This is a genomic window from Micromonospora sp. NPDC049523 (assembly GCF_040676775.1).
In the GTDB taxonomy this organism is placed as follows: domain Bacteria; phylum Actinomycetota; class Actinomycetes; order Mycobacteriales; family Micromonosporaceae; genus Micromonospora_G.
On record NZ_JBFAPP010000004.1, the window covers coordinates 276,784 to 294,241 of the forward strand.

10 protein-coding genes are annotated in these 17,458 nt (G+C 70.0%); 2 read left to right on the top strand and 8 right to left on the bottom strand.

Annotated features, from left to right (window positions below; translation table 11 throughout):
• Position 1 precedes the first annotated feature (1 nt).
• From AB0J90_RS08080 to AB0J90_RS08090, 3 genes are all read right to left on the bottom strand, one after another.
• Positions 2 to 1,354 (bottom strand): O-antigen ligase family protein, encoded by a 1,353-nt coding sequence (locus tag AB0J90_RS08080; protein WP_363593410.1) that lies wholly within the window; start codon positions 1,352 to 1,354, stop codon positions 2 to 4.
• Between the two features lie 35 nt (positions 1,355 to 1,389).
• Complete coding sequence (locus tag AB0J90_RS08085) at positions 1,390 to 2,292, bottom strand: Wzz/FepE/Etk N-terminal domain-containing protein (RefSeq protein ID WP_363593412.1); 903 nt, start codon at positions 2,290 to 2,292, stop codon at positions 1,390 to 1,392.
• A gap of 61 nt (positions 2,293 to 2,353) precedes the next feature.
• Positions 2,354 to 3,643 carry a glycosyltransferase family 4 protein gene (locus AB0J90_RS08090; RefSeq protein ID WP_363593414.1) on the bottom strand — a complete coding sequence of 430 codons (1,290 nt, stop codon included), beginning with the start codon at positions 3,641 to 3,643 and terminating at the stop codon, positions 2,354 to 2,356.
• A 462-nt stretch (positions 3,644 to 4,105) separates the two neighbouring features.
• On the opposite strand from AB0J90_RS08090, the gene AB0J90_RS08095 reads away from it, so the two are divergent.
• Positions 4,106 to 7,789, top strand: coding sequence for a PQQ-dependent sugar dehydrogenase (locus AB0J90_RS08095; RefSeq protein ID WP_363593417.1), 3,684 nt, complete (start codon positions 4,106 to 4,108; stop codon positions 7,787 to 7,789).
• Between the two features lie 574 nt (positions 7,790 to 8,363).
• On the top strand, positions 8,364 to 12,047 hold the full coding sequence (locus AB0J90_RS08100) for a PQQ-dependent sugar dehydrogenase (RefSeq protein WP_363593419.1): 3,684 nt from the start codon (positions 8,364 to 8,366) through the stop codon (positions 12,045 to 12,047).
• A 90-nt stretch (positions 12,048 to 12,137) separates the two neighbouring features.
• Here the strand turns inward: AB0J90_RS08100 and AB0J90_RS08105 are convergent, their stop codons facing one another.
• The 5 genes from AB0J90_RS08105 to AB0J90_RS08125 form a co-directional block, all read right to left on the bottom strand.
• The gene (locus AB0J90_RS08105) at positions 12,138 to 12,584 is read right to left on the bottom strand and encodes an HIT family protein (RefSeq protein WP_363593421.1); all 447 of its coding nucleotides are present in this window, start codon (positions 12,582 to 12,584) and stop codon (positions 12,138 to 12,140) included.
• Between the two features lie 164 nt (positions 12,585 to 12,748).
• Complete coding sequence (locus AB0J90_RS08110; protein ID WP_363593423.1) at positions 12,749 to 14,257, bottom strand: lipopolysaccharide biosynthesis protein; 1,509 nt, start codon at positions 14,255 to 14,257, stop codon at positions 12,749 to 12,751.
• On the bottom strand, positions 14,257 to 15,171 hold the full coding sequence (locus AB0J90_RS08115) for a glycosyltransferase family A protein (protein WP_363593425.1): 915 nt from the start codon (positions 15,169 to 15,171) through the stop codon (positions 14,257 to 14,259). Before AB0J90_RS08115 ends, AB0J90_RS08110 begins: the two co-directional genes overlap by 1 nt.
• Before the next feature lie 59 nt (positions 15,172 to 15,230).
• Positions 15,231 to 16,400: a methyltransferase domain-containing protein gene (locus AB0J90_RS08120; protein ID WP_363593427.1), complete on the bottom strand. Its 1,170-nt coding sequence runs from the start codon at positions 16,398 to 16,400 to the stop codon at positions 15,231 to 15,233.
• The gene (locus tag AB0J90_RS08125; protein WP_363593429.1) at positions 16,397 to 17,437 is read right to left on the bottom strand and encodes an SDR family oxidoreductase; all 1,041 of its coding nucleotides are present in this window, start codon (positions 17,435 to 17,437) and stop codon (positions 16,397 to 16,399) included. The genes AB0J90_RS08120 and AB0J90_RS08125 overlap by 4 nt, the downstream gene beginning before the upstream one ends.
• Positions 17,438 to 17,458: the final 21 nt, after the last annotated feature.

Genomic DNA, 17,458 nt, shown 5'->3' on the forward strand with positions numbered 1-17,458 from the left:
GTCATGACGCCCCGCTGGAGTTGATGCGTTCGGCCCTGGTCAACCGCCACAACGCCCCGGCGAGGCCGAGCAGCAGATGCACCGTGATGAAGTAGGTCGTGAAGTAGAGGGCGTCGAAGGTGAAGGCGGAGACCGCCGCCACGCCGATCGTCACCGCCAGCACGGCGGCCAGGTCCCGGTCCCGCTCGCTGGCCGCGAACCGGCGTACCCGACCGGCGACCACGATGCCGACCAGGAAGAACCCCGCCAGCCCGACCACTCCGACGATGCCGGTGCTGACCAGCGTGACCAGCCACTGGTTGTCGAGCAACTGGTAGAGCTCGGGCAACCAGGTGCCGACGCCCCGGCCGAACCACGGCCGTTCCTTGATGTACGGCGCGACGAACGCGTAGTCCTCCAGCCGCCCCTGCACGCTCGGGTCGTTCTCCCCGGCGAACAGCAGTGCGCGCAGCGTGGCGAGCAGGCCCGGCTTGCCGACCTGGATCAGCGCGGCGAGGAAAAACCCGATCACCAGTACGTTGAACGTGGTGCGCAGCGGCCAAACCAGGATGAACAGCAGGATCGCGGCGCCGAGCGCGAGCACCCCGGTACGGGACAGCGAGATCGGGATGACCGCCGCCTGGATCATCGCCAGGGCGCCGTAGATCTGCCGCCCGCGCCGGTTGTCCGAGAAGCGGGCGTAGTGGATCGCGACCACCAGCCCGATCACCATCAGCACGCTGAACTCGATGTAGTGCCCGGCCGTACCGGCGACCCGGACCAGCCCGCCACCACCGCGGGCGTCGAAGCCGATCAGGTCCTTCTGGAAGGTCAGCAGTGGCGGCAGCTTGAGATAGGTGGTGAAGTCCACCCGCAGGATGAACTGGGCCAGCGCGAAGAGCGCCATCACCGTCGAGCCCCAGGCCAGCGCCCGGAGTGCGTGGTCGATCCGTTCCCGGGTGAGGACTCCGTCGGCCGCCGCGAGCATGATGCCGGCCCCGGCCAACGCCATCAGGATGGTCCGGTCCGCGCTGTTCGCCTCCAGCACCGGCATGCCCCGGGCCTCGCCGGCGATGTACGACATGCCCATGGTGGCCAGGTAGAACGCGAGCGCCCAGCGCATCGGCTGCTGGCCACGGGTGACCAGGGTGGGATGCAGTCGGGTCAGGCCCCACCAGACGATCAGGAAGAACCCGACGATGACGCCCGGTCGGCCGAGCGTGGTGAGCGGCGGGAAGATCAGCCGTGCGGGCAGCAGGTACGCGAGGAGCACGGAGGTGATCAGTACGGCGGTGGCGTCCGGAAAGTGGCGTACGCCCGGGGTGACGCCGTCGTACACCGTGGCGGATCGTCGTGAGGAAAGGTACGTGGGCACGTCATCCGCTCCGTCGGTACGTCATCGGGGCGTGGTTATTTGCCCGTGTCGTCGGCGGGACGGCGGACCGCTGTGAGCAGGATCGTGTCGTCGGACTGCGGTGCGCGGACGAAGTCCGCCGAGATGTGCGGCGTACCGCCCGACCGGTCACCGCTGCCCGAGGTGGGCGGCGGTGAGCCGAGGTTGCCCACCACCTGGGTGGCGTCGCTGGAGTCCATGCTTCCCTTCGGCCCGGGGATCGGGCGTCGGGCGGCGCCGACCGTTGCCTGCCCGGCGTTCCAGGCCATCGACGGGCGGGAACCGTGCCGGTCGGCGAGCCGGGCGCGCTCCCGGCGCCGGACGATCGCGTCGTAGCCGACGGCCGCCGCGGCGGCGAGCAGCAGGCCGATCGCGATTACCACGATCTGGGCGCGGAGCACGTTGGACCGGGACTGGACGATGTTCAGGCCCGGGTCGAGCACCTGGGTGGTGATCTGTTCGCCGGCCTTGGGCTTGTACTCGGCCTGCCGGCCGGCGACCTCGTCACCGATCAGCTTGGTGACCGCGGTGACCGTGGCCAGCGCCTCGCCGTGGGTGGCACCGGTCACGTCGATGGTCAGGATGGGACTGCGGTTGACCAGCCCGACCTCGTACTCGGTGTTGCCGCCGGCCGCCTCGACCTTGACGCGGGCCTCGTGGGCGGAGATCGAGATCTGGACGGCCTGGGCCATCGCGTTCTCGCCGCTGCGTAGCCACGGGTTGCCCGGTTGCGGGCTGGCGTTCGGCGCGGGCGCGGCCGGACTGGTGGTCGGCGGCACCAGCAGGACCGCCGCCGACGTCTTGTACTCGGGTTGGATCACGACGCTGAGGGTGAATGCAGCCGCGAGGGTCAGGACCACGACCGGTGTCGTGACATACCATCGCCGAAACATGAGTTTCAGCAGGTCGAGAAGGTCCATCGATCGACCCCTTTGGGTGCGCGAACGGATGCGTCAGAGAAATGGCGAGGCTGGTCCAGGCTCACGGGACCGCCTCTTTCGTACCATGCTGGGGCCCGGTCCGGCGTGTAGCATCCGTCCCGATTTCGGACGAAACCGAGTTGTAACTCCCCGGGGTTCGCCGAAGCAGTTGATCCCAGAGTCGGATGTACGACTTCGCCTGGTGGTCCCAGGCTAGCTGCTCGGTGAACCGTCGCCGGGCAACCACGCTCATCGCGGCGCGGGCGGCGTCGTCGCCGAGTAGCTGGTCAAGGGCCTTGGCGAGCTCGTCGGGGGAGCCCGTCGGCACGTAGGCGGCCGCGTCCTGCGCGGTACGCCGCGTCTCCAGCAGGTCCACCGCGACCACCGGAAGGCCGCGGGCGACGTACTCCACGGTTTTCGCCATCGTCGACAATTCGGCCATTCGGGTGGGCGGATCCGGCTGAATGGCGATCGAAGCCGACCGCAACAGGGCGTCGACCTCGTCGGCCTCCAACCACCCGGTGAACCGAACCACATCGGAGATGCCGCGTTGGCTGACCAGCTGGCGCAGTTCCGGCAGGCTGTCGCCGTCGCCGGCCACCACCAACTGCCAGTCCTCGCCACCGCGCAGGCCGAGCAGCCGCTCGGCGGCCAGCACCGCCGCGTCGACGTGGTCCTGCGGGTTGATGACGCCGAGGTAGACGATGGTGTGCCGGTTCGGTGCGGTGGTCGCCGGAGTCGCGCCGGCCGGTCCGACCTCGGCCAGGGTGGGTCCATTGCGGACCACCACCACCCGCTCCGGGTCGCAGCCGCCCCGGTTGATGGCCAGTTCGCGGTACGACTCGTTGGTGGAGACCACGGCCGAGGCGCAGCGCCAGGAGAGTTTCTCGAACAGTCGCAGGATGCTCAGTACGGCCGGCCGGGGTGAACCCGGCTTGCACTCGTACAACTCGGGGCTCAGGTCGTGGTGGTCGAAGACGAACGGCCGGCCGAGCGCCCGCATCAGCAGGGCGACCGGCCAGAACACGTCCGGCGGGTTGCACGCCTGCACGGCGTCCACCCGGCCGCGCAGCATGATCCCGAGCAGTCGGGTGGTGACCGCGATCAGGGCCCAGGCGAACTCGGCGGCGAAGGAGAGCACCCCGGAACCGGCCAGCGGTTGGGGGAAGGAACGGATCGCGGTGCCCGCGGATCCGGGTAGCTGGGTCAACCGCCCGGGACCGCGTGGGCAGATCACGGTGACCCGGTAGCCCGCGGCTTCCAGCGCCAGGCACTCCCGGATCACTCGGCGGTCCCGTTCCACGGGCAGGTTGACCACCACGATGACGACATGTGGACGTGGGTTGGCCATCCCCGACTCCGATCCGCGCAGCTCGGACGACGTTTTCGATGGACGGTCGCGGCGTGTGGACGCCGCGACCGGGTGGCCCCCCGGGTGCCGGGAGACTGTTCTACCGAAAGATTTCCCTACTGGCGGGGGATGAGCAAGCAGCGGCGATTCGCGAGTGATGTCGACTTAATTACAAGGCGGAGGCCGATCGGCCGATTGCTCTTTCATGCGTTCATCCGGACTTCATCAGTACGTACGGGTTACGTCGGCACTGCCAATCACCAGCCGTTTCCCGGCCGGCCTGCTGAAACATCCATCCCGTCGAAAGCGCGAGTCAGTCGGGTTGAGTGGGCAGTCAGAGAAGAGCATTTGTAAATGTTGATGTGATGGCTACCCTGTGCCTGCGGTCGTCCGGCTGGCACCGGTGGACCGTACGCGGTACGCGGCCCGCGTACTCCGGGTGGGGGTGTGGGGAGGGGTGCGATGACGCGTCTGCGTCGAGTCATGCGACTGGCCCTGGTGGGGGCTCTGCTGGGCAGCGTGCTGGCACCGTTGCGGGCAACCGTGGCGGAGGCGGTCACGCTGCCCAGCGGATTCCAGGAACAAATCGTGTTCAGTGGGCTCAATCAACCGACGAACATCGAGTTCGCCCCGGACGGGCGGATCTTCGTGGCGGAGAAGAGCGGGCGGATCAAGGTCTTCGACGACCTGGCCGACCCGACCGCGACCGTATTCGCCGACCTCTCCACGAACGTGCACAACCAGTGGGACCGGGGCCTGCTCGGGCTGGCACTGCCGCCCGACTTCCCGACCAACCCGTACGTGTACGTGCTCTACACGTACGACGCGCCGCCCGGACAGACCGCCCCGGTATGGAACGACACCTGCGGCGACGCCAACAGCGGCCAGTGCGTCGTCACCGGCCGGCTCTCCCGGCTGCAGGCCAACGGCAACGTGATGACCGGCACCGAGCAGGTGCTGATCCACGACTGGTGCCAGCAGTACCCCAGCCACTCGGTCGGCGACCTGCGCTTCGGCGCCGACGGCATGCTCTACGCCAGCGCGGGAGACGGCGCCAGCTTCAGCGCCACCGACTACGGCCAGCTCGGCAGCCCGGCCAACCCGTGCGCCGACCCGCCGGGTGGGGTGATGACCCCGCCGACCGCGCAGGGCGGCGCGTTGCGTGCCCAGGACGTACGGACCACCGGCGACCCGACCAGCCTGGACGGCGCGGTGCTGCGGCTGAACCCGACCACCGGCGCCGCCGCGGCCGGCAACCCGCTGATCGCCTCGCCCGACCTGAACGCCCGTCGGATCGTCGGGCACGGGATGCGGAACCCGTTCCGGCTCACCATTCGCCCCGGCACCAACGAGGTGTGGCTCGGCGACGTCGGCTGGAACGTCTGGGAGGAAATCGACCGGCTGGTCAGCCCGACCGGCGGCGTGACCAACTTCGGCTGGCCGTGTTACGAGGGCGCCGGTCGGATGTCGAGCTACGACAACGCCAACCTCAACCTCTGCGAAACGCTCTACAGTGGCGCCGGCCAGATCGCGCCCTACTACACGTACAACCACAGCGCGGCGGTGGTGCCGGGGGAGAACTGCGCGGCCGGTGGCGACGCGATCTCCGGCCTGGCGTTCTACCCGACCAGCGGCGGCAACTACCCGGCGTCGTACGCGGGTGCGCTGTTCTTCGCCGACTACTCGCGCAACTGCATCTACGCGATGCGCCCGACCACCCCGGGCGGGCTGCCCAGCCCGACCAACATCGAGGCGTTCGGCCAGGCCGCGGCGAACCCGACCGACCTGGCCATGGGTCCGGGCAACGAGCTTTATTACGTCGACCTGGGCGGCGGCACGGTCCGGCGGATCCGCTACTTCCCCGGTAACCAGCCGCCGACCGCGGTGATCAGCGCGCAGCCCACCTCGGGCACCGCCCCGCTGACGGTCACCTTCGACGGCACCGGCTCCGGCGACCCGGACCCGGCGGACGAGGGCCGGCTGACGTACAAGTGGGACTTCACCGACAACGGCACGGTCGACGCCACCACACCGACCGCCAGTTTCACCTACACCGGCACCGGCACCCACACCGCGCGGTTGACCGTCACCGACACGCTGGGCGTTTCGGCCAGCACGACCGTGACGATCCAGCCGGGCAACAGCGCACCGACCGCGGTGGTGGACTCCCCGACGGCCGGGACGACCTGGAAGGTGGGCGACACGCTCAGCTTCGCCGGACACGCGAGCGACCCCCAGCAGGGTTCGGTGCCCGCGGCGGGGCTGCGGTGGCGGCTGCGGATGGAGCACTGCGAGTCGGTGGGCAACTGCCACACCCACCAGCTCCAGGAGTGGACCGGGGTGGCGTCCGGCTCGTTCGTGGCGCCGGATCACGAGTATCCCTCGTACCTGGAACTGGAACTCACCGCCACGGACGCCGACGGGCTGTCCAGCACGGTGGTCCGCCGGCTCGACCCGCAGACGGTGGACCTGACCTTCACCAGCAACCCGACCGGGCTCCAGCTCAGCGTCGGACCGACGGCCGGGACCACCCCGTTCACCCGTACGGTGATCGTCGGTTCGACCAACACGGTCAGCGCGCCGAGCCCGCAGAGCGCGAACTCGCAGACGCACACGTTCGCGAGCTGGTCCGACGGCGGTGCGGCGACGCACGTGATCACCGCGCCGGCCGCCGCCGCGACCTACACCGCGGCGTACACCAGCGCCGCGGGATGCGCCGACAGCTTCGGCTACACCTGCGCCACGACGACCAGCCGGCCGTTCGAGCCGGCCGACGGCGCGGTGCTGCCGCTGACCGGCGACGAGGGCGTCGCCCAGGTCAACCTGCCGTTCGGCTTCCCGCTGTACGGCGAGACGCACGGCACGGCCTGGGTTTCGATCAACGGTTTCCTCTCCTTCACCGATCCGGCGTCGGCGGCTCCGCTGAACGGCCCGGTGCCGAGCGCCGACCCGCCGAACGCGGCGATCTACCCGTTCTGGGACGACCTCGTGCAACGGGCCGACTCGACCGTACGTACGGCGGTGCTCGGTACGGCGCCGAACCGGCGGTTCGTGGTCGAGTGGCGCAACAGCGGCCTGTACGGCTCCTCCTCGGCCCGGATCACGTTCGAGGCGGTGCTCACCGAGCAGGGTGAGATCACCTTCAGCTACGCGGACCTGGCCGGGAACGGGCGGGAGCAGGGCGACTCGGCGACCGTGGCGATCGAGGACGGCACCGGTGCGGTGGCGCTGAGCCACTCCACCAACCAGCCGGTGCTGCGCAACGGCACCTCGGTGGTCTTCACCCCGCCGGGTGGCACCCCGCCGCCGACGACCGGCACCCTGACCGGCGTGGTGACGGCGCTCGGCACCGGCCTGCCGGTGGCCGGTGCGACGGTCACCCTCACGCCCGGCGGTCGGACGGCGACGACCGGCCTGGACGGCTCCTACAGCCTCGCCGCGGTGGCACCGGGTAGCTACACCGTCTCCGGTTCGGCTCTGGGTGGGTTGCTCTCCGGCTCGACCCCGGTCACCGTCACGGCCGGGGGTACGCACACCGCCAACCTCGCGTTGACCCTGCTGGTGGGGGAGGAGGGCGGCTACGCGAAGTCGACCGAGACCCGGGCGTTCGTGCCGGCGGAGGGCTCGCTGGTGCCGTTGACCGGTGACGACTCGGTGGCACAGGTGGCGCTGCCGTTCCCGTTCCCGTTCTACGGCCAGCCGTACAGCTCGGCCTGGGTGTCCAGCAACGGCTTCCTCTCCTTCGCCGACCCGAGCGGCCCGCAGCCGACGAACACGGCGGTGCCGAACGCGGCGGTGCCGAACGCGGCGCTGTACCCGTTCTGGGACGACCTGGTGATCCGTGCGGACACCACGGTCCGTACCGCGGACATCGGTACCGGCGCGGATCGGAAGTTCGTGCTGGAGTGGCGCAACGTCGGGATGTACGGATCGGCGTCGGCCCGGATCACCGTGGAGGCCGTTCTCTCCGTCGATGGTGAGATCGCCTTCAACTACGCCGACCTCGCCGCCACGAAACCGACCGAGTTGGGCGGTGGCGCGACGGTGGGAATCGAGAATCCGGCCGGTACGGCGGCGGTCCAGCACTCGTTCGACCAGCCGGCGCTGGCCAACGGTACCGCCGTCGTGTTCCGTCCGGTCGACTGATTCGATACTCGGCCCACCAGGGCAGCTGACCGTTCGTCGAGTCGATCCGGTTGGCTGCCTTGGTGGGTCGGCGAACCGACAGCCCTTTGCGATCGGTTCCGGTACTTCTTAGGCGGCGCCATTTCGGTGGTCAGCAGGTGGGCGAGGGTGTACGTCGGAACAGGTCGGAGAAGTACGAAGTTTCGGAAACCTCCGGACTGGATAACCCGGTAGTCACGGAAATGCGCCAACAGCAACACGGTGAGTAATGCGAGGTGGTGAGGGTTGGTCCCGTACGGACCGTCCTCATCGGACAGTGCGGATCGCCGATATCGATATAGTGACGCCGGTCCGAAGTGGAGCCGTGCATGACGCGGGTCGACCGGACGATGTGGTTCGACTGACCGGGCGCCAATTCAGGCCACTAAGGGGGCCGGGCAACGGACCCCCGACTGGAAGTCTGGCGGCGGTGCCCCGTGCGCGTACTCGGCGATCGTCGGATGTTTCGCGGACATTGCCGTGCCGCGCCGTGAGAAGGAGAGCAGCGATGCCGAAGCTATTCCGGCGCGCACTGTCAATGGTGTTAGCGCTGGCTATGAGTTTACCCGTGGTGACCGGGTTGCTACTCGACACCGAAAAGCCCGCGGCCGCCATCCCGCCCGGCTTCACCGAGCAGGTGGTCTTCACCGGACTGACCCGACCGACCAAGGTGGTCTTCTCGCCGGACGGGCGGGTTTTCGTCGCCCAGAAGAACGGCCAGATCAAGGTCTACGACAGCACCTCGGACACCACCGCCACGATCTTCGCCGACCTCCGGACGAACGTCTTCGACTACGAGGACTTCGGCCTGATCGGGCTGGCCCTGCCACCGAACTTCCCGGCCGACCCGTACGTCTACGTCAGCTACAGCTACGACGGCGTGATCGGGGGCAGCGCGCCGACGTACAACGACACCTGCGCGGTCACCGGCAACTGCATGTCCAGCGCCCGGGTCTCCCGGCTGCAGGCCAACGGCAACGTGATGACCGGCACCGAACAGGTGCTGCTGCACGACTGGTGCCAGCAGATCGAGTCGCACTCGATCGGTGAACTCAACTTCGGCCCGGACGGCGCGCTCTACGTGACCGGCGGCGAGGGCGCCTCGGCCACCTTCACCGACTACGGCCAGGCCGGCAACCCCACCAACCCGTGCGGTGACCCGCCGGCGCCGGCCGGTGGCCCGCAGACCCCGCCCACCAGCGAGGGCGGCGCGCTGCGCTCGCAGGACATCCGTACCTCCGGCGACCCGACCGGGCTCTCCGGCACCCTGATCCGGATCAACCCGGCGACCGGCGCGGCGATGCCGGACAACCCGCTGGCCAACAGCACCGACCCGAACAACCGGCGGATCCTGGCGCACGGCCTGCGCAACCCCACCCGGTGGACCTTCCGGCCCGGCACCAGCGACGTCTGGATCGGCGACGTCGGCTGGCGTACCTGGGAGGAGATCAACAAGATCCCCAACCCGGCCGCCGGACCGCTGCGCAACTACGGCTGGCCCTGCTACGAGGGGAACGCGACCCAGGGCGGCTACAACTCGGCCAACCTCACCCTCTGCGAGAGCCTCTACAGCGCGCCCGCCGGCACCGTCACCCCGCCGTACTACACGTACGCGCACAGCCAGGTGGTGGCCCCCGGTGACGGCTGCCCGACCGGTGGCTCGGCCCCGTCCGGCGTCGCCTTCTACCCGGCCACGGGCGGCAACTACCCGGCGTCGTACGCCGGTGCGCTGTTCTTCGCCGACTACTCCCGCGAGTGCATCTGGGCCATGCGTGCCGGCGCCAACGGCGAACCCGACCCGGCCAGCATCGTCCCGTTCTCCAACACCGTCTCTGGCCCCGTCGACGTGGAGGTCGGGCCGGACCAGGACCTCTACTACGTCGACCTGACCGGTGGCACGGTCCGCCGCTTCCACTACAGCTCGGGCAACCAGCCACCGGCCGCGGTGATCAACGCGACCCCGGTCTCCGGCAACGCGCCGCTGCGGGTGAACTTCGACGCCACCGGCTCGACCGACTCCGACCCCGGCGACATCCTCAGCTACCAGTGGGACTTCACCAACGACGGCACCTTCGACGCGACCGGCTCCACGAGCACCTTCACGTACACCAACACGGGCACGTACACGGCCCGGTTGCGGGTGTCCGACATCGGGGGCTCCAGTGACACCAAGACCATCCAGATCAGGGTCGGCACCAACGCGCCGGAGCCGGTGATCGACACGCCCCTGTCCTCGTTCAACTGGCAGGTGGGGCAGACCGTCAACTTCTCCGGGCACGCGAGCGACCCGCAGGAGGGCAACCTCGGCCCGGGGGCGCTGCACTGGGAGCTGATCAACCGGCACTGCTACGCGGCCGACAACTGCCACACGCACCCCGTACAGAACCTGACCGGGGTGGCGTCCGGTTCGTTCGTCGCACCGGACCACGAGTTCCCGTCGTACCTCGAACTGACCCTGACCGCGACCGACAGCGGCGGGCTGACCGGCAGCACGACGGTCCGCCTCGACCCGCGTACGGTCAATCTCAACCTGGCCAGCAGTCCCAGCGGGCTGACCCTGAACGTCAACGGCGCGGACGTGACCACCCCGGCCACCCGGCAGGTCATCGTCGGCTCGACGAACACGGTGAGCGCACCGAGTCCGCAGGCGGTCGGCGCCTCGACGTTCGACTTCGACCGCTGGTCGGACGGCGGGGCCCGGACGCACGTGGTGACCGCGCCGTCGACCGCGACCACCTACACCGCGACCTACACGGCCGACTACGGCGACGGGGACTGCGGTGACACCTTCGGCTACACCTGCACCACCGCCACCGGACGGGCGTTCGTGCCGGTCGACGGCGCGGTGCTACCGCTGACCGGGGACGAGGCGGTCACCCAGGTCACGCTCCCGTTCCCGATTCCGTTCTACGGGCACAGCTACACCAGCGCCTGGGTCGACGTGAACGGGAAGATCTCGTTCACCGATCCAGGACCGGCGCCGCGGGGCATCAACTCCCCGATCCCGGAGGCTTCTGTACCCAACGCCTCGATCTACCCGTTCTGGGACGACCTGTTCGGCCGCGCCGACTCCAGCGTGCGGACCGGCGTGGTCGGCACCGCACCGAACCGCCAGTTCGTGGTGGAGTGGCGCAACAGCGGCATGTACGGCTCGTCGTCGGCCCGGGTGACCTTCGAAGCGCTCATCTCCGAGACCGGGCAGGTCACCTTCAACTACGCCGACCTCGCGGCCAGCAAGCCGTTGGAGCTGGGCGGTGGCGCCACGGTCGGCATCGAGAACGCCGCCGGCACCGTCGCCGTCCAGCACGGCATCAACCAGCCGCTGCTGGCCAACGGCAAGGCGGTCATCTTCACCCCGCCGAACGGCGGCCCCCCGCCGGAGCCGGAGCCGCCGACGACCGGCACCGTGACCGGCACGGTCACCAGGGCAGCCGGCGGTACGGCGGTGTCGGGCGCGACGGTGACCCTGTCGCCGGGCAGCCGGTCGACGACCACCGCGGCGAACGGGACGTACACCCTGACCGGGGTGGCGCCGGGCACGTACTCGGTTGCCGGCACGGCCACCGGGGACCTCACCGGATCGGGTTCGGTGACCGTGGTCGCCGGCAGCACCCACACGGTCAACCTGTCGCTGACCGCGCCGCCGGAAGAGCCGCCGCCGACCGGTGACGGCGACTACACCAAGTCGACCGAGACCCGACCGTTCGTCCCGGCGGAGGGCACCCTGGTGCCGTTGACCGGTGACGACGCGGTGGGCCAGGTGACGCTGCCGTTCGCCTTCCCGTTCTACGGGCAGACGTACAGTTCGGCCTGGGTTTCCAGCAACGGGTTCCTCTCGTTCGTCAACCCGAGCGGCGCCCAACCGGTCAACACGGCGGTACCGGACGCGGCGCCGCCGAACGGGGCGCTGTACCCGTTCTGGGACGACCTGGTGATCCGCGCGGACAGCACGATCCGGACCGCCGCAATCGGTACGGGCGCGGACCGCAGGTTCGTGGTCGAGTGGCGCAACATCGGCATGTACGGGTCGTCGTCGGCCCGGATCACGGTCGAGGCGGTCCTCTCGGTCAACGGCGAGATCGCGTTCCACTACGCCGACATGGCCACCACGAAGCCGACCGAACTGGGCGGCGGGGCAACCGTCGGGATCGAGAACCCGGCCGGCACGGCGGCCGTGCAGCACTCGTACAACCAGCCGATCCTGGTCAACGGCACCGCGATCGTCTTCCGTCCTGAGTAGACCGTCTTCCGCCCCGAGCAGCACGAAAGGGGCCCTTCCCATCGCCTTCGGGATGGGAAGGGCCCCTGCTTACGCTCCGAAGGATTCGCGCTAGCCCGACAGGTGTCGGGCCAGTTCGTCGGCCAGTTCGTCCATTCGCTCGGCGCCGACCCGTTCACCCTCGTCCGCGGACAGCAGCTCGAACACCCCGGGCCCACGCTGGTACGCCGGCAGGTCGGCCATCCGGGGCACCACGTGGAAGTGCACGTGGCCGAACCCCTCGGCCTCGGCGAACTGCACCACGTACGTCTTCTGGCAGCCGGTCACCGCGTGCAGGGCTCGGGAGAGCCGCACCTGCCACGTACCGAGGCCGGCCGCCTCGGCGTCGCTGAGTTCGGCGATAGTGGTCACGTGCCGGCGCGGGACCAGCACCAGCCAGCCCGGCAGCGCCGTGGCGAACGCGTGCGCGACCCGCCAGTGCTCGTCCGTGGCGATCCGCTCCCGTACCGGCAGCACATCGAGCCGCCGCTCGTTCCCGCACGAATAACACCCATCCATCCCCGCCCCTCCCGCCCTCACCTGCCGAAGAATCCGTGACCACTCTTGTAGAGAATGAGTGGTATCGCAGCCCCGGATTGCCCCTCTTTCTCTACGACAGGCGCCACGGAGCGCGGCGCAGCGCGCGGCGCGGCGCAGCGCGCGGCGCGGGTGCGGGGGTGGGGTTAGCGGGGGCGGCGGAGGCGGGTGAAGATCAGTTGGCGGGCGCGGCGGTCGGTGCTCAGCAGCAGGGTGGCCGCGACCAGGCCGGCGGCGGCGCCGAGTACGAACACGCCGAGCAGCGGATGGAGGTCGTCGACCCCGATCCGGTCGGTGGCCAGCGGGGTCAGTGCCGCGCCGCCCGCGGCCAGCAGCGCCGGCAGGGTGGGTGCGAGGAAACGGATCACCGAGGCGCCGATCGCCTGGCGCACGGTGACCCAGATGGAGACGGCATTGACCACCAGTTGCATGCCGATTCCGGCGATGGCGACCGCGCTCGCCTCGGTCACGTCGTTGCGCCCGTCGAGCAGGGTGCCGACCGCGGCCAGGGTGGCCACCCCGAGGATGCCCCGGGTCCAGAGGATCGCGGCGAGTTTCGCCGGCTGACCGATCGCCTGCAGCGCCGGGCCGAGCAGGACGCCGTACACGTTGATCACGCCGAAGAGGCAGAGCAGCCGCAGCGGGATCTCGGTGCCGGCCCAGTCCGGGCCGAGGAAGCCCACCAGCGGGCTCGCGGTGGCGGCGAGCACCCCGAGCACCGGCAGGCCGGCGATCGCGCCGAGGTGTTGCAGCTTGGTCAGGTGGACGGCGAACAACCGCCGATCCTCCTGCAGGCGGGACAGCGACGGGAGCGCGACCTGTTGCAGCGACCGGACCGTGACGTCGACCAGCATGTCCGGCAGCCGCGCGGCCAGCCGGTAGATGCCGGTGGCGACCGGACCGAAGAAGATGCCGGTGAAGATGATGTCGGCCTTGGAACTGAGCATGAGACCGAGCCCGGCGTTCGCCGAGTGGGCGGAGAAGGCCCACAGGTCGCGGATGGCGCCGAGCCGGGGCCGCCGGCTCGGGCGCCACGGGCAGACCGTCCAGAGCACGATCAGGCTGACCACGGAGGTGGCCAGTTGCTGCGCCACCAGGGCCCAGATGCCCGCGCCGGCCAGGGCGAGCGAGATGCCGACGATGCCGCTGATCGCGGCGGCCAACAGGGTACGGATGGCAACCGACCGGAACTGCAACTCGCGGCGGAGCACCGCCTCCGGCACGATGGCCAGTCCCTGGAGCAGGACGAGCGGGGAGAGTGCGAGGCAGACCGCGGTCAACCCGTCCGGGTCGCCGTTGACGAGTGACCAGAGCGGGCTGAGCAGGGCGGTGAGCGCGCCGACGCCGAGACCGGCGAGCAGGGTCACGCCGAAGGCGGCGTCGAGGTGTTCCGGGGTGAGCTTGTCCCGCTGCACGATCGCCGAGACCAGCCCCTGCTGGATGATCGTCTGGGCGATGGTGATGAAGACCGTGGCCATCGCGACCAGCCCGAACTCGTTCGGTCCGAGCAGCTTCGCGAGCAGGAAGGTGACCACGATCGAGGAACCGACCCGACCAGCGGTGAGCAGGTAGGACCAACCGATCGCCGACCGTACCCGCCCGCGCGTGGGCGCTGGCGGGGATTCGGTCGGTGCGTCGGGCGTCGTGCTGACCACTAGGCGTTTCCCTTGGCCGTGCTGGTCCTCGACCGGCGGGTGAGCCGGCGGCGCCAGCGGCCGAGGAGCACCCGGACCCGCCGGGCCCACCAGGCGCCGAGGAAGGCGAAGGCCGAGCTGATCCGCGTACCGAGCGGGTCGTCGCCGGTCAGCAGCGTACGCAGGGTTTCCAGCAGCATCCGTTGCCTGGGTGCCCGGACCTTGCCGCTGTCCTGGGCGTACCAGGAGAGGGCGGAGGCGGGGGTGGAGTCCTTGGCCTGCCGGCTGGAGGCGCCGTGCATCCGGCGCAGGAACAGTGGCTGGTCTACCTCGTGGATCTCGCCGAGCCGGGCAACCTCCGCGACCAGGGTGTAGTCGGAGGAGAGGAAGGGCCGGATCATCCCGGTGCGGCGCAGTGCGGCGAGCCGGAAGACCCCGAAGTGGGCGTGGCAGAGGTTGATGTTGCTGGCGACCCCGGCGACCCGCCGCCAGGGGCGGTGATCGCGCAGGTCCAGCCGGTCGGCGTACGGACCGATCACCGAACCCTCCTCGTCGATCAGCACGGTACGAGGATAGGCGAGCACAGCCTGTGATCCTGCGACGTCGAGCGCCGCCACGCAGGTGCTCAGGAACGTCGGCAGGCAGACGTCGTCGTACGCGACCCACTTGAACAGTTCGCCGCGGGCGAGTTGGGCGACCCGGGCGTAGTTGACGTGGCCGCCGAAGTTGCGCGGGTTCTGGAAGAGCCGGAATCGTGGATCGTTCGCGGCGTAGCGCTGGCAGATCTCCCAGGTCCGGTCGGTGGAGGCGTTGTCGCTCACGATGATCTCGAAGTCCTGGTAGTCCTGCGCGAGCAGTGCGTCCAGGCATCCTTCGAGGTACCGCTCGGCGTTGTAGAGGGGAACGCCGAGACTCACCCGGGGCGCTCCGTCCATCACTCTCCTCAGCTTCGAGTGATCGTGGATGAATGTCGGTGTGATCCGGTGCTCGATGATCAGGCCACCATCAGTTCGGCCTCGACGCCGAGCTCGCGGAGCGCGGCGCCGATCTCGTTCCGGTAGGCGGGGTTGGTGATGATCACCGAACGGGTGCCCAGCGCGGTCAGGCTCGCAGGGGAGCCTACCTCGTGCCCGGTCACCGGCAGGTATCTGCCCCATTTGCGTGGGTTGACGTCGACCACCGCGGCGAGCCGGCCGTCCGGGTCGGCAAGGTGCAGGAACTGCACGCCGCGCGAACCGGCGCCCCAGAGCACCGGCCGGTCACCGGCGGCGAGCAGCCGGTCGATGGTGGACCGCCAGTGTTCCCGTTCGGCGGCGTGCCGGGCGGCGAAACCGGCGATCGACTCCAGTTGGCGGTCCCGATCCGCCGGACCGGGCAGGTCCCGCGAAGCAGCGCTCACCGGCACGTTCACCGCGATCTCCACGAACCGGAACATGCCGGAGAAGAGGGGGCCGGTGTCGGTCACCTGCCAGCCGGCCCGCTCGACCACCTGGCGCAGGGAGTAGGCGTCGAAGTAGGACACGTGCGGGTAGATCACCTCCCACCCGGCGGTGGCGAGGTCGTAGCAGGCGTCCGGGACCTCCAGGTAGCCGCGTACCGGCCGGTCGCCGGCCAGCTCCCGCAGGCGGACCAGGAAGCCGTACGGGTCGTCCAGGTGCTCGAACCAGTGCCGGGAGGTGACGAAGTCGAAGACCGGCGTGCTGTCGTCCAGCGGTGCGTGCCCGGCGTGGAAGGTCGCGCCGGACGGGTCCGGGCCGACCGGGCCGGCGTACATCGCGTCGTAGCCGTGGCCCCGGCAGCCCGCAACGTGGCACAGCTCGCGGAGGAACTCACCCTGGCCGCAGCCGATGTCCAGCACCGTCGCGCCGGCCAGCGGGTACCGCTGCGCCAGGTGCTTGACCAACTCGGCGGAGAAGGTCTGGAACGCCGGGGAGTGGTGCAGGTTGGTGTCCATGGTGGTGTCGTAGACCAGCGCGGCCGGATCGAAGGCGAGGTTGCGCACGTACGCGCACTCGGGGCAGTAGGCCAGTTCCATGCCGCCCAGCGGGGAGGCGAGCGCCTCCTCCCGGCTGGCCCAGTGCACCCCGCAGAACACCGGGATCGCACCCAGGTCGGCGAACGGTACGAGCGCGGCGCCGCCGCACGCGTCGCAGGTCCGGCTCACGCGGTCACACCGGCCGCCCAGCGCAGTTGCGCGTCCAGCCGGCCCGCCGCCTGCAGCGCCTGGATCCGACGCAACCGCTGGTGTCGCTCGCCGCGGAACACCTCGATCGTCAGCCCGTGCCGCTGGTACGCCTCGACCAGTTCCTCGATGCCCTTGCGTACGGTCCAGCGGGGCTGGAAGCCGGGCACCTCGGCGGCGATCAGGTCGCAGCTCACCCGGTAGTTGCGGGAGTCCGCCGAGGCGCCACCGGCGAACGTGACGGTGGACCCGTCGACCACCTCGGCGACCAGTTCGGCGACGTCGCGGATCAGGTAGTTCTCGGTGCTGATGCCGACGTTGTACGCCTTGCCGTGCACCTGCTCGCGGGGCGCCTCCAGCAGGGCCAGGAACGCCGCGCAGATGTCCTCGGCGTGCACCAGCGGGCGCCAGGCGGTGCCGTCGGAGAGGAGTCGGACCTCGCCGGTGAGCAGCGCGCTCGCGGTCAGGTCGTTCACCACCAGGTCACCGCGCAGCCGAGGCGAGAAGCCGTACGCGGTGGCGTTGCGCAGGAAGACCGGGGAGAAGCTGTCGTCGGCCAGCGCGGCGAGGCCCTGCTCGGAGAGGATCTTCGACTCGCCGTACGGGGTGACCGGCGCGAAGCCGGCGTTCTCGTCCAGCGGCCGGTCGTCCAGTCCGGCGCCGTAGAGGCTGCACGACGAGGAGAAGAGGAACCGGGTCACCCCGGCCGCCTTGGCCGCCTCGGCCAGTCGCACCGTGGCCCGATGGTTGACGTCGTACGTCAACTCGGGGTTGAGGTTGCCGATCGGGTCGTTGCAGAGGGCCGCCAGGTGGCAGACCGCGTCGAATCCGGTCAGGTGCTCCGGCCGTACGTCGCGCAGGTCCACCCGCAGGGACGGCACCTCGGCGGGCGCCGGGCCGAGCAGGCAGTCGGCGAACAGGTCGGTGTCGAGACCGGTGACCTGGTGGCCCGCGGCCTGGAGCAGCGGAGTCAGCACACTGCCGAGGTAGCCGTGATGACCGGTGACGAGAACGCGCACGGCAAAGCTCCCGAGGGTCCG